The 12,283-nt window shown below is 65.1% G+C and carries 12 protein-coding genes; 4 read left to right on the top strand and 8 right to left on the bottom strand.

Features of this window, described 5'->3' with window-relative positions; genetic code table 11:
• Positions 1-5: 5 nt before the first annotated feature.
• The 6 genes from ybeY to ACODS9_RS13825 form a co-directional block, all read right to left on the bottom strand.
• Positions 6-479, bottom strand: coding sequence for an rRNA maturation RNase YbeY (gene ybeY, locus ACODS9_RS13850; protein WP_489094070.1), 474 nt, complete (start codon positions 477-479; stop codon positions 6-8).
• Positions 472-1,470, bottom strand: a complete 999-nt coding sequence (locus tag ACODS9_RS13845) for a PhoH family protein (protein ID WP_023630354.1) — start codon at positions 1,468-1,470, stop codon at positions 472-474. Before ACODS9_RS13845 ends, ybeY begins: the two co-directional genes overlap by 8 nt.
• Before the next feature lie 179 nt (positions 1,471-1,649).
• Positions 1,650-2,195, bottom strand: coding sequence for a tetratricopeptide repeat protein (locus ACODS9_RS13840; RefSeq protein WP_367857227.1), 546 nt, complete (start codon positions 2,193-2,195; stop codon positions 1,650-1,652).
• A gap of 199 nt (positions 2,196-2,394) precedes the next feature.
• Positions 2,395-3,678 (bottom strand): glutamate-1-semialdehyde 2,1-aminomutase, encoded by a 1,284-nt coding sequence (hemL, locus tag ACODS9_RS13835; protein WP_038707284.1) that lies wholly within the window; start codon positions 3,676-3,678, stop codon positions 2,395-2,397.
• Positions 3,679-3,695: 17 nt separating this feature from the next.
• Entirely contained in the window at positions 3,696-4,319 is a 624-nt protein-coding gene (gene thiE, locus ACODS9_RS13830) for a thiamine phosphate synthase (protein ID WP_489094069.1), read from the bottom strand.
• A 14-nt stretch (positions 4,320-4,333) separates the two neighbouring features.
• Positions 4,334-5,131 (bottom strand): hydroxymethylpyrimidine/phosphomethylpyrimidine kinase, encoded by a 798-nt coding sequence (locus ACODS9_RS13825; protein WP_401109791.1) that lies wholly within the window; start codon positions 5,129-5,131, stop codon positions 4,334-4,336.
• 265 nt (positions 5,132-5,396) lie between these two features.
• On the opposite strand from ACODS9_RS13825, the gene ACODS9_RS13820 reads away from it, so the two are divergent.
• The 4 genes from ACODS9_RS13820 (at position 5,397) to ACODS9_RS13805 (ending at position 11,318) form a co-directional block, all read left to right on the top strand.
• A complete protein-coding gene (locus ACODS9_RS13820; RefSeq protein WP_489094068.1) occupies positions 5,397-7,388 on the top strand; it encodes a sensor histidine kinase in 1,992 nt (663 codons plus the stop codon).
• A 100-nt stretch (positions 7,389-7,488) separates the two neighbouring features.
• Entirely contained in the window at positions 7,489-9,141 is a 1,653-nt protein-coding gene (locus tag ACODS9_RS13815) for an acyl-CoA dehydrogenase family protein (RefSeq protein ID WP_489094067.1), read from the top strand.
• 77 nt (positions 9,142-9,218) lie between these two features.
• Positions 9,219-10,682: an AMP nucleosidase gene (amn, locus tag ACODS9_RS13810; protein WP_023632409.1), complete on the top strand. Its 1,464-nt coding sequence runs from the start codon at positions 9,219-9,221 to the stop codon at positions 10,680-10,682.
• A 6-nt stretch (positions 10,683-10,688) separates the two neighbouring features.
• Entirely contained in the window at positions 10,689-11,318 is a 630-nt protein-coding gene (locus ACODS9_RS13805; RefSeq protein ID WP_489094066.1) for a pseudouridine synthase, read from the top strand.
• Positions 11,319-11,339: 21 nt separating this feature from the next.
• Here the strand turns inward: ACODS9_RS13805 and ACODS9_RS13800 are convergent, their stop codons facing one another.
• Together ACODS9_RS13800 and ACODS9_RS13795 are read right to left on the bottom strand one after the other, a co-directional pair.
• Positions 11,340-11,543 carry a DUF2788 domain-containing protein gene (locus tag ACODS9_RS13800; protein ID WP_023631482.1) on the bottom strand — a complete coding sequence of 68 codons (204 nt, stop codon included), beginning with the start codon at positions 11,541-11,543 and terminating at the stop codon, positions 11,340-11,342.
• Positions 11,544-11,596: 53 nt separating this feature from the next.
• Positions 11,597-12,073: an Lrp/AsnC family transcriptional regulator gene (locus ACODS9_RS13795; protein WP_011535815.1), complete on the bottom strand. Its 477-nt coding sequence runs from the start codon at positions 12,071-12,073 to the stop codon at positions 11,597-11,599.
• Positions 12,074-12,283: the final 210 nt, after the last annotated feature.

Here is a 12,283-nt window from a genome sequence, read left to right as displayed (position 1 = left end):
CAGTATCAGTGTGTGATGGTTTCGGTTTCGTCGTCGGCGTAAGGGTCCGGATGACCCAGTTCCGCCAGCAATTGTCGTTCCAGCGCTTCCATTTCCTCGGCTTCATCGTCTTCGATGTGGTCGTAGCCGAGCAGGTGCAGGCAGCCGTGGATGACCAGGTGCGCCCAGTGCGCCTCCAGGGACTTGCCCTGTTCGGCGGCCTCGCGCTCGACCACCGGCACGCAGATCACCAGGTCGCCCAGCAACGGGATGTCGAGCAGCTCGTCGGGGACGTCGGCGGGGAAGGACAGCACGTTGGTGGCGTAGTCCTTGTGCCGGTAGGTGTGGTTCAGCTCGCGGCCTTCGGCGGCGTCGACCAGGCGGATGGTCATTTCCGAGTCGGCGCTGCGCTGGCGCAGGGCAAGTTCGCACCATCGGCGGAAGGCGGCGTCATCGGGGGCAACGGCGTCCGTGGCCCGTTGCAGGTCGAGTTCAAGCATCTTTGCCGGGTGCCTCGGGCTTGGACTGACGGGCTTCGAAGCGGTCGTAGGCTTCGACGATACGCTGCACCAACGGGTGGCGTACCACGTCCTTGGGCTGGAAATGGGTGAAGCTGATGCCTGGCACGTCCTTGAGCACCTCGATCACATGGGCCAGGCCCGACTTGGTGCCGCGGGGCAGGTCGACCTGGGTGATGTCACCGGTGATCACCGCGGTCGAGCCGAAGCCGATGCGGGTGAGGAACATCTTCATCTGTTCGAGTGTGGTGTTCTGACTCTCGTCGAGGATGATGAAGCTGTTGTTCAGGGTGCGCCCGCGCATGTAGGCCAGCGGCGCGATCTCGATCACCTGGCGCTCGATCAGCTTGGCCACGTGCTCGAAGCCGAGCATCTCGTAGAGCGCGTCGTAGAGCGGGCGCAGGTACGGGTCGATCTTCTGGGCCAGGTCGCCGGGCAGGAAGCCGAGCTTTTCGCCGGCTTCGACCGCCGGGCGCACCAGCAGGATGCGGCGCACCTGTTCACGCTCCAGCGCATCGACCGCGCAGGCCACGGCCAGGTACGTCTTGCCGGTACCGGCCGGGCCGATGCCGAAGTTGATGTCGTTGGCCAGGATTTCCTTGACGTAGCGCTGCTGATTGACGCCGCGCGGGCGGATGTTGCCCTTGCGCGTGCGCAGCGAGACGCTGACTTCGTTGACGGCCGGATTCTCGAGGCTCTCCACCGCCGATTCCTGAAGGTAGAGGTGGACCGTTTCCGGCGACAGGTCGGTGGCCTTGGTCTCGCGATAGAGGCGGCGCAGCAGTTGTTCGGCGGCAGAAGTGGTCTTGGGTTCGCCGATCAGTTCGAACTGATTACCGCGGTTGCGGATCTCGATGGCCAGGCGTTGTTCGATCAGGCGCAGGTGCTCGTCGAACTGGCCGCACAGGTTGGCGAAACGGTGGGCCTCGAAGGGTTCGAGGATGAAACGATGGGGTTGTATGGGTGCGTTCAAGGTCGTTTTTAGCCGCTCGACGGCAATGAATGTGAACTCAAGAATAACCCTTGAGTGGCAGTGGCGAAAGCACTGAAACGATCAAGGGTCGCTGGGAAGCGTCCGATCCGTGCGTCAAGCATGGCAGGGCAAGTTGACGAATCGATGATGCCGGGGCCAGCGCCGGGCCGGGCAACGGTTCAGGGAAGCGGGGAGAAGGGCGTGCGTCCTTCGGCGTTCTGCAGTTCCAGCAGGTATTTGCGGAAGATCTGGCCGAGTACCTGGGTGGCGTGTTCGAGCTCGTCGCGGGGCATTTGCTCGGTGACTTCGTCGGCCATGTCCAGGGCGTCTTCGGCACCGTTGACCGCGGCGATCTTGAGCAGGATGTAGGCTTGCACGTTGTTGGCCTTGACCCCTTCACCGTGGAAGAACATCGAGCCGAGGCGGTACTGTGCTTGCGCCTGGCCTTGCAGCGAGGCTTTCTCGAACCATTTGAGCGCGTTGTCGAGTTGACGCGGTGTGCCGCTGTAGTAGAACTCGCCCAGCTCGTACTGCGCTTCGGCGTCCCCTGTCTGCGCGGTCTGCTCGCAGGCCTTCAGGGCATTGGGCAGGTCTTCGGGCGCGGTATCGAGGGCGCAGCGGCCCGTCGTTGGAATCAGCAACGAATTACCGCCCTCCGCCAAGGCCAGCAGGGGCTGAAGAAGCAACAGGCAGCCCAGGGTAAGGGCGCGGCCGGTGCGGTTCATGGGGATCGACTTACCTCTGCAAAGCTACGGCCAATGTCTCTGGTGGCACATTATGGGATAAGCAGCGCCTACCTTACAAAGATTTACGCGAATTTCTACAGCAGGATGGGACGTGGCGGGTTGTGATGGGGTTCACAGGCTTGCTTGGTCCGGCCTGATCGTGGGGCAAGCCCGCGATCAGGCCGAGACAGGAACACCCTTACTTCAGCTTGGCAAATGCCCGCTCGGCCGCATCCAGGGTGATCTGCAGTTCCTTGTCGCCATGGGCGATGGAAGTGAAGCCCGCCTCGAAGGCGCTTGGCGCCAGGTACACGCCGCCTTCGAGCATCAGGTGGAAGAAGCGCTTGAAGCGTTCGGCATCGCTGGCCATCACGTCGTCGAAGGTGACGATATCGTCGGCGCCGCTGAAGTACAGGCCGAACATGGCGCCCGCCTGGGTGGTTACGAACGGGATACCCGCAGCGTCGGCACGCTGTTGCAGGCCATCGAGCATGCGGCTGGTGAAGGCACTCAGCTCGTCATGGAAGCCCGGGCGGCTGATCAGCTTCAGGGTAGTCAGGCCGGCGGCCATGGCCAACGGGTTGCCCGACAGGGTACCGGCCTGGTAGACCGGGCCCAGCGGGGCGATGCAGCCCATGATCTCGCGCTTGCCGCCGAAGCAGCCGACCGGCATGCCGCCGCCGACGATCTTGCCGAAGGTCGACAGGTCGGGGGTGATGCCATAGTGGCCTTGGGCACCGCCGAGGGAGACGCGGAAGCCGGTCATCACCTCGTCGAAGATCAGTACCACGCCGTGCTTGTCGCACAATGCGCGCAGGCCTTCGAGGAAGCCCGGCGCCGGCGGCACGCAGTTCATGTTGCCGGCCACCGGCTCGACGATGATGCAGGCCACGGTCTGGCCGACGTCGGCCAGGGTCTTCTCGACGGCGGCGATGTCGTTGAACGGCAGGGTCAGGGTGTGCTTGGCGAAGTCTGCCGGCACCCCGGCCGAGCTTGGCACGCCCTGGGTCAGCAGGCCGGAGCCGGCCTTGACCAGCAGGCTGTCGGAGTGACCGTGGTAGCAGCCTTCGAACTTGATGATGGCGTCACGGCCGGTGTAGCCACGGGCCAGGCGGATGGCGCTCATGGTCGCTTCGGTGCCGGAGCTGACCATGCGCACCATCTCCATCGACGGCACGATCGAGCAGACCAGGTCGGCCATCTCGGTTTCCATGGCGGTCGGCGCGCCGTAGGACAAACCGTGCTCCAACTGCTTGCGTACGGAGTCCAGCACGTCCGGATGGGCATGGCCGAGGATCATCGGGCCCCAGGAACCGACATAGTCGACGTAGCGCTTGTCGTCTTCATCGATGACGTAAGCACCTTCGGCGTGCTTGAAGAACAGCGGGGTGCCGCCGACGCTCTTGAAGGCGCGCACCGGCGAGTTGACGCCACCGGGGATGTGTTTCTGGGCTTGGGCGAACAGGGCTTCGGAACGGGACATGGGATCTTCTCTCGAAATCAGCAAGCGAACAGGGCATTGAAGGCGCGGGCGCGGCGGGTGACTTCCTGCGCGCTGTCGGCACCGAACAGGCCGTGGATCACCGCCAGCAGGTCGGCGCCATGGGCGACCAGCGGGGCGGCGTTGTCGAGGGTGATGCCGCCGATCACCGCGATCGGCAGCTTGACCTGGGCGCGGGCCTGCTCCAGCAGCTCGACGCTGGCGGCGGGCGCGCCCGGTTTGGTGACGGAATTGAAGAAGCGACCGAAGGCGACATAGCTGGCGCCCTCTTTGGCGGCCTGCTGGGCGAGCTCGAGGCTGGCGTGGCAGGTCGAGCCGATGATCGCCTGGCGGCCGAGCAGGGCGCGGGCCGGCGTGAGCGGGCCATCGGTCTGGCCGAGGTGCACGCCAACACCCAGGCGGGCAGCCAGTTCGGCGTCGTCGTTGATGATCAGCTCGGTGCCGTAACGCTCACAGAGCGTCTTCAGCGCTTCGGCCTCGCGCAGTCTGTGGGCGGTGTCGTCGCTCTTGTCGCGGTATTGCAACAGACGAACGCCACCTTCCAGCGCCGCTTCAACGTGGGAGAGGAAACGGCCGGCCAGCAGCTGGCTGTCGGTGATCGCGTACAGACCGCGGAGCTTCATCGGATGGCCTCGTGTCAGGAACAGAAATCCAGTGGCAGGCGGCGCGGCACGTACTGGCCCTTGCCCAGCTGTTCTGCGTCGCGCAGGGTGCGCCAGGTGTAGTCCAGGGCGCTGCGCACGGCGCTGCTCAATGCTTCGCCCAGGGCCAGGCGGCCGGCAAGGGCGCTGGCCAGGGTGCAGCCCGAGCCGTGGTAGCTCCCCGGCAGGCGTTGGCAGGTCCAGGTGTGCTGCTGACCGTCGCGGCTGTACAGGCGGTTGTGGATTTCCACCTCGTCGCCGTGACCGCCGGTAATCAACAGGTGTCTACAGAACGGCAGCAATTTCTCGGCGCACTCGTCCGCAGTGCCTTCGGGCAGTTCCGCCAGAATGCGTGCTTCCGGCAGGTTCGGCGTGGCGATGGTGGCCAGCGGCAGCAGGCGTTCGCGCAACGCGTAGCCGACCTCGTCCTTGCCCAGGCGGCCACCGCCACCGGCGCGCAGCACCGGGTCGCAGACCAGTGGCAGGTGCGGGTGGGCGGCCAGCAGTTCGGCGACGGTGTCGACCATCTCGATCGAACCGAGCATGCCCAGCTTCACTGCGGCTACCGTGGAGTCGGCCAGCACGGCGTTGGCCTGGGCCAGCACCCACTCACGGTCAAGCACGCGGAAGTCGGAAACGTTGACGGTATCCTGCACGGTCAGGGCGGTCACGGCGGGTGCGGCGTGACAACCCTGGGCGATCAGGGCTTCGATATCTGCCTGCAGCCCGGCGCCACCACTGGGGTCGTGGCCGGAGAGACAGAGGACAACGGGGCGGGAGCTGTAGGTATTCATGGTCGGCGAGCTTATCACCAAACCTTTTTGTGCGGTTCGGTCGCGGCGAGAGAATTGCTGATCAAGTGGTCAGGTTGGTTTTGTTGGATATTCTGAAACGTGCGTTCTAGAGCCTCTGCATTGAAATTCTCAGTAGCTGCTGAGCAGTGCTGGAGGCTATGCTAGAGTGCTCGGATAACTCGATGAACGGGTTCTGCCGGATCACGTCGTCTCAAAGGGAAGGGAGGCAACCGCGACGCGACCGGACAGGCCATGCTGGGGCTGTATGCGCTATTTGCTGATTGTGCTTCTGGGCTGCTTGCCCCTGCTGGCCGGAGCGGTCGAATTCGACGACGCCACCGGGCGCTTGCCGCTGGGCCGCTACATGCAGGTCTATGAAGACCACGATGGCAGCGCCAGCATCGCCCAGGTCAGTACCGCCGCATTCGCCGGACGCTTTCATGCCCATCACGACGAGGTGCTCAACGCCGGCTATTCGACCTCCGTTTTCTGGCTCCGTGTCGATCTCACCTATGCAGCCACACCTTCGCCAGCACCACGCCAGTGGTTGCTGGAGCTTGCCTACCCGCCGCTGGATCATCTGGAACTCTATCTGCCGGACGCCCAGGGCAATTATCGGCTGGCCCAGCGCACGGGTGATGCCTTGCCCTATGCCAGCCGGCAGATCCGCCAGAACAACTACCTGTTCGAACTGCCACTGCGCCCCGGCCAGGCGACGACCGCCTATCTGCGTCTGCACAGCCAGGGTTCGATCCAGGCGCCGCTGACATTGTGGTCGGCCCAGGCCTATCTGGAAGACCAGCCCACGCGTCTTTATGTGCTGGGCATGATCTACGGCGTGCTGCTGGTAATGCTGGTGTACAACCTGTTCCTCTACCTCAGCGTGCGTGATGTCAGCTACCTGTACTACATCCTCTACATCGCTTCGTTCGGCCTTTATCAGGTCTCGGTCAATGGTGCCGGCATCGCCTACTTCTGGCCCGACAGCCCCTGGTGGGCCAACGCCGCCACGCCATTTTTCATCGGCGCCGCCGGGCTGTTCGGCTGCCAGTTCGCCCGTCACTTCCTGCAACTGGGCAACCTCAGCCGTGGGCTCGACCGCCTGCTGAAGGGGTTGATGGCTGGCGGCGCGCTGGTGATGGTGCTGGCGGTGACCCTGCGTTACGGCGTGGCGCTGCGCATGGCCACGCTGCTGGCGCTGTTGTTCACCGTGAGCATCTTCAGTGCGGGGTTGTATGCCTGGTGGCGCGGCTTGCGCGTGGCCCGCTGGTTCATCATCGCCTGGACGGCCTTCCTCGTCGGCGGGCTGGTCAACACCTTGATGGTGCTGGGGTACCTGCCCAACCTGTTCATCACCATGTACGCCAGTCAGTTGGGCGCTGCGCTGGAGGTGGCGCTGTTGTCGCTGGCCCTGGCCGACCGCATCAACAGTTTGCGTGAGCAGCAGGCCCAGGCCCTGCGCGACACCGGGCGCACCCTTGAGCAGTTGAACCTGCAACTGGCACGCAGCAACCGGCTCAAGGACGAGTTCCTCGCCACCGTGACCCACGAACTGCGCACGCCGATGAACGGCGTGATCGGTTCGCTGGAGCTGCTGCACACCCTGCCCATGAGCGCCGAGCAGGCTCAGTACCATCGTACCGCCACCGGTTCGGCCCAGGACATGATGGCGATGGTCGACGATATCCTCATCCTCACCGAACTGCAGGCCGGGCGCCTGCGCAACCATGGCATGGCGTTCAGCCTGCGGCGCCTGCTCCAGGAACTGCGGGCCGGTTATGCCAGCCAGGCGCTGGTCAAGGGCCTGTACCTGAGCCTGGACATCCCCGCCGACCTGCCCGACAGCCTGGTCGGCGATGCGCAGAAGCTCGCCCGCTGCCTGGCGTGCCTGGTGGACAACGGGCTGAAGTTCACCCACCAGGGCGGCGTTACCGTGCAGGCCCGTGGCCGGCGTACCGGACCTGACAGCCTGGTACTGAGCCTCACGGTCAGCGACAGTGGCATCGGTTTCGACGATCTGGACCAGGCGGTGCTGTACCAGCGCTTCTTCCAGGTGGACGGTTCGATGACCCGGCGCTATGGCGGATTGGGGATCGGCCTGTCCATCTGCCGCCAGTTGAGCGAGTTGATCGGCGCCACGTTGTCCCATGAGTCCACCCAGGGCTTGGGCAGTCGATTCGAGCTGACGCTGCCCCTGACGGTGGCACAGGTGCAGGCTCCACCGGCGCGTGCCGCCTCGAGGCTGGACCGCTTCTGAACAGAGGTGCCCCCGATGTAGTCCGTTTTGTCACTTTGACTGACCGGCCCGCGGTGCTTCACTGGGTTATCCAGGCATGAACGGATCCAGGAGGCCCACGATGAACCTGCACCAGTTCGCGGAAACCCACGAAGTCACCAACCAGCCGCCGTCCCTCGACGGTGCCAACCTCTACCGCCTCGACCAGCCCTTGCAGGAGTGGTCGCGGCGCTTCGGTGCCGGCTGGGCCGAGTCGCGGATCGACGCCTACGGCGCCCTGGCCGGTGGCCCGCTGATGGCGGCGGGTTTCCTGGCCAATGCCCACAAGCCCGAGTTCAGCAGTCATGACCGCTATGGTCACCGCATCGACCTGGTGGAATTCCATCCCGCGTATCACCAGTTGATGCGCACCGCGGTCGAGCATGGCCTGCCCTCGTTGCCGTGGGCGGAGCCACGAGACGGTGCCCACGTGGCCCGGGCCTCGATGACCTACCTGCACAGCCAGGCCGAAGCCGGTACCGGCTGCCCGCTGACCATGACCTTCGCCGCCGTGCCGGCCCTGCGCCTGCAGCCCGAGCTGGCCGGCTACTGGCTGCCCAAGGTCCTTGCCCGCGAATACGACCCGCGCAATGTCGGCGACCGGCACAAGGCCGGCGTCACGATCGGCATGGCCATGACCGAGAAGCAGGGCGGTACCGATGTGCGCGCCAACACCACCCGCGCTTACCCGGTCGGCACGCCTGGGCCGGGCCAGCCCTATGAACTGGTGGGGCATAAATGGTTCTGCTCGGCGCCCATGTGCGATGCCTTCCTTACCCTGGCGCAGACCGACAAGGGCCTGAGCTGCTTCCTGTTGCCGCGCCACCGCCCTGACGACAACCGCAACCAGTTCTATATCCAGCGCCTGAAGAACAAGCTCGGCAACTGTTCCAACGCTTCCAGCGAAGTGGAGTTCCGTGGTGCCCTGGCCTGGATGGTGGGCGAGGAGGGGCGCGGTGTGCCGACCATCATCGAGATGGTGGCCATGACTCGCTTCGATTGCATGGTCGGCTCCAGCGCCTTGATGCGCCAGGCCTTGACCCAGGCCGCGCATCACTGCGCCCATCGCAAGGTCGGTGGGCGCGTGCTGGCCGAACAGCCCTTGATGCAGAACGTGCTCGCCGACCTGGCCCTGGAAAGCGAGGCCGCATTGGCCCTGAGCCTGCGCATGGGCCAGGCGCTTGATCGGCTCGACGACCCGCAGCAGGCACATTTTGCCCGCCTGGTGACGGCCGTGGGCAAGTACTGGATCTGCAAGCGCGCCCCCGGGATGATCAACGAGGCCGCCGAGTGCCTGGGCGGCGCCGGTTACGTCGAGGACAGCATCCTCCCGCGGCTGTACCGCGAGGCGCCGGTCAACTCGACCTGGGAGGGCTCGGGCAATGTGCAGTGTCTGGACGTGCTGCGCGCCTTGTCGAAGGAGCCGGGTGTGCTGGAGGCACTGTTCACCGAGCTCGGGGATGGTCATGGCGACCCACGCCTGGCGGCGTTCATCGGCAACCTCAAGGGCGCCTTCGCCGATACCGGCGATATCCAGTACCGCGCCCGGCAACTGACCGAGGACATCGCCGTGGCGTTGCAGGCCAAGCTGTTGCTGGAGGCGGGCAACGCCACGGTGAGCGATGCGTTCATTGGCAGCCGGCTGGGCGCTGGCGGGCGGGTGTATGGTGCGTTGCCGCGCGGGGTGGATGCTGCGGCGCTGGTGGCCAGGGCCACGCCGGCGTGGGCTGGGTAACGCCATCGCGGGGGTGTTTTTACCCTGCAACGCAGGCAAGATGGTGGTCATGCATTCCATAAGACAGGAAGCCCAGCGTGAGCCAAGCGTTTGTAGTCGTTGATACCCCCGAACAGGCCGTCGACCGTCTGGCGGCCTTGCATGAACAGGCCACCGGTGCCCTGAGCCAGGCCCTCAAGCGCTACCTGAAAGACCGTACCGAGCCCGGTGACGAAGAACGCGCGCTGTTTCGCTACCCGGCCCTGCGCCTCATCTATTCCAGCCAGGGCGAAGTCGCCGCGACCACCCGCGCCTACGCCAAGGTCCAGGTGGATGGTACCTACAGCGTCACCGTCACCCAGCCCGCGGCGTTCCGTGGCTATCTGCTCGAACAGCTGCGCCCGTTGATGCACGACTACACAGTGACCGTGGAAGTCGGCGTCAGCGAGCAGAACATCCCGTACCCCTACGTGGTCGACCAGGGCGATGAGCTGGCGGGCAGCGGCATCACCGCGGCCCAGCTGGCGCGCGTTTTCCCCAGCACCGACCTGTCGGCGGCCACCGACAACACTGCCGATGGCCTGTACGACTGGGAAAGCGCCGAGACCCTGCCGCTGGCGCTGTTCGACGCCGCCCGCGTGGACTTCTCCCTGCGCCGCCTGGTGCACTACACCGGCAGCGACTGGCGGCACATGCAGCCCTGGATCCTGCTGACCAACTACCACCGCTACGTCGACCAGTTCATCGCCCATGGCCTTGAGCAACTGCGCGAGGATCCACGCTTCGTACGCATGGTCCTGCCGGGCAACGTGGTCATCGAGAAGGGCATGGACAACGGCGAGGCCCAGGCCCTGGTTGCCAGCGTGGTCTGGCACCGCTACCAGATGCCGGCCTACCACCTGATTGCCGCCGACGGCGATGGCGTGACCCTGGTCAACATCGGCGTCGGCCCGTCCAACGCCAAGAACATCACCGACCACCTGGCGGTGCTGCGTCCGCACTGCTGGCTGATGATCGGCCACTGCGGCGGCCTGCGCCAGTCGCAGACCATCGGCGACTATGTGCTGGCCCACGCCTACATGCGCCGCGACGGCATCCTCGACCGGGTAGTGCCGCCGAACATCCCGATCCCGGCCCTGGCCGAGGTGCAGCTGGCGTTGCAGGAGGCGGCCGCGCAGGTCACTGGCGAGCGTGGCGAGCAGCTCAAGAAGCGCCTGCGTACCGGCACCGTGCTCACCTACGACGATCGCAACTGGGAGCTGCGCTGGGCCCAGGAGCGCCCGCTTATCAACCTGTCCCGTGCCGTGGCAGTGGACATGGAAAGCGGTACCATCGCCGCCCAGGGCTATCGCCTGCGCGTCCCCTACGGCACCTTGCTGTGCGTCTCCGACAAGCCGCTGCACAGCGAGATCAAACTGCCGGGGTCGGCCAACGCCTTCTACAACCGCGCGGTCAGCCAGCACCTGAAGATAGGTATCGCCGCCCTCGACCTGCTGCGCACCGAGCTCAACTCGCTGCACTCGCGTAAACTGCGCAGCTTCGATGAGCCGCCGTTCCGCTGAGGATTCATGCCCCTGCCACCCCGTAGCACCCCGCGTCGCCCTGCGGCGCGACCCACCGGCCCGCGTCGCCAGCCCAAGGCGCCGCCGGCCGAGCCGCGCCTGATCCTGTTCAACAAACCGTTCGATGTGCTCACCCAGTTCAGCGACGGTGAGGGGCGCGCCACGCTCAAGGATTTCATCGACATCCCCGGCATCTACCCGGCCGGGCGCCTGGACCGCGACAGCGAAGGCCTGCTGCTGCTGACCAACGATGGGCGCCTGCAGGCGCGGATCGCCGACCCCAGGCACAAGCTGGCCAAGACCTACTGGGTGCAGGTGGAGGGCGAGCCGAGCGAGGAGCAGCTACAGCGCCTGCGCGAGGGCGTCGAACTCAACGACGGGCCCACGCTACCGGCGCAGGCACGCCTGCTCGAGGAACCCGAGTTGTGGCCGCGCAATCCGCCGGTACGTTTTCGCAAGAGCGTGCCGACTGCCTGGCTGGAGCTGGTGATCCGTGAAGGGCGCAACCGCCAGGTGCGGCGGATGACGGCGGCGGTGGGGCTGCCGACCTTGCGTCTGGTGCGGGTGCGTATCGGTGACTGGACGATCGAAGGGTTGCAGCAGGGATGTTGGCGGGAAGTGGCGGCGAAGCTGTAGTCGCCGCCCCAGGTGGGGTTGTCAGACCCCTTCCAGGAACCCCACCACCACGCTTTTAATGATGAACGCCAGCACGCCAAGGCCTAGCACGAAGAACAGGATCAGCGTGCCGAAGCGGCCGGCCTTGGACTTCTTCGCCAGGTCCCAGACGATGAAGCCCATGAAGGCGATCAGCACGGTGACGAGGATGATCATCATCCATTCTTCGAATACGGCGGGATCCATCGGTTTACTCCAGGCAAGCACAAAGCCCGATCATACGCCGGGCGCGCAGGGATTCAACGAAGGTGGGTCAATGGCAGCTCAGTGCTGGCCAGTACCTGGTTGAGCACGAAGCTGGAGCGCACACTGGTCACCCCTTCGATACGGGTCAGGCTGCCCAGCAGCAGTTTCTGGTAATGGTCCATGTCCGGCACCACCACCTTGAGCTGGTAGTCGGCGTCCATTCCGGTGACCAGACTGCACTCGAGGACCTGGGGCAGGCTGCGGATCGCCGCCTCGAAGGTTTCGAAGCGTTCGGGGGTGTGCCGGTCCATGCCGATCAGCACATAGGCCGTAAGGCTCAGGCCGAGTTTCTTGCGATCCAGCAGCGCTACCTGGCGCGAGATATAACCGTCGTCCTCGAGCTGCTTGACCCGACGTGAGCAGGGTGACGGCGACAAGCCGATGCGCTCGGCCAGTTCCTGGTTGGAGATGCGCGCATCGCGCTGCAATTCAGCGAGGATGCTCAGGTCGTAGCGGTCGAGCTTGCTCATGGAAAGGGCCTTTTCTGTTCAGATTGCGGCGAATTATCGATCCTGAGTGAAAAATTGCGCAAGCCCTATTTATCAGAGCAATCTTCGCAATCCTCTGCCCCAGCGTCTGCCCTATCTTTATCAACAGAATCATTGCCCGGACATCAGTCCACGGCGACGCGCCCTAGGCGGGCGGTCGCGGCCAGCCATCCAACAGGATCCGCCAGGCCC

Source organism: Pseudomonas sp. FG36, assembly GCF_057809275.1.
The sequence above is the reverse complement of the archived record's forward strand: the minus strand, read 5'-3'. Positions and strand labels throughout refer to the sequence as shown.

Bases quoted from the DNA above. Each gene is read 5' to 3' on its own strand.
- ybeY (WP_489094070.1), bottom strand. From the start codon at position 479: ATGCTTGAACTCGACCTGCAACGGGCCACGGACGCCGTTGCCCCCGAT.
- ACODS9_RS13840 (WP_367857227.1), bottom strand. From the start codon at position 2,195: ATGAACCGCACCGGCCGCGCCCTTACCCTGGGCTGCCTGTTGCTTCTT.
- hemL (WP_038707284.1), bottom strand. From the start codon at position 3,678: ATGTCCCGTTCCGAAGCCCTGTTCGCCCAAGCCCAGAAACACATCCCC.
- thiE (WP_489094069.1), bottom strand. From the start codon at position 4,319: ATGAAGCTCCGCGGTCTGTACGCGATCACCGACAGCCAGCTGCTGGCC.
- ACODS9_RS13825 (WP_401109791.1), bottom strand. From the start codon at position 5,131: ATGAATACCTACAGCTCCCGCCCCGTTGTCCTCTGTCTCTCCGGCCAC.
- ACODS9_RS13820 (WP_489094068.1), top strand. From the start codon at position 5,397: ATGCGCTATTTGCTGATTGTGCTTCTGGGCTGCTTGCCCCTGCTGGCC.
- ACODS9_RS13815 (WP_489094067.1), top strand. From the start codon at position 7,489: ATGAACCTGCACCAGTTCGCGGAAACCCACGAAGTCACCAACCAGCCG.
- ACODS9_RS13805 (WP_489094066.1), top strand. From the start codon at position 10,689: ATGCCCCTGCCACCCCGTAGCACCCCGCGTCGCCCTGCGGCGCGACCC.
- ACODS9_RS13800 (WP_023631482.1), bottom strand. From the start codon at position 11,543: ATGGATCCCGCCGTATTCGAAGAATGGATGATGATCATCCTCGTCACC.
- ACODS9_RS13795 (WP_011535815.1), bottom strand. From the start codon at position 12,073: ATGAGCAAGCTCGACCGCTACGACCTGAGCATCCTCGCTGAATTGCAG.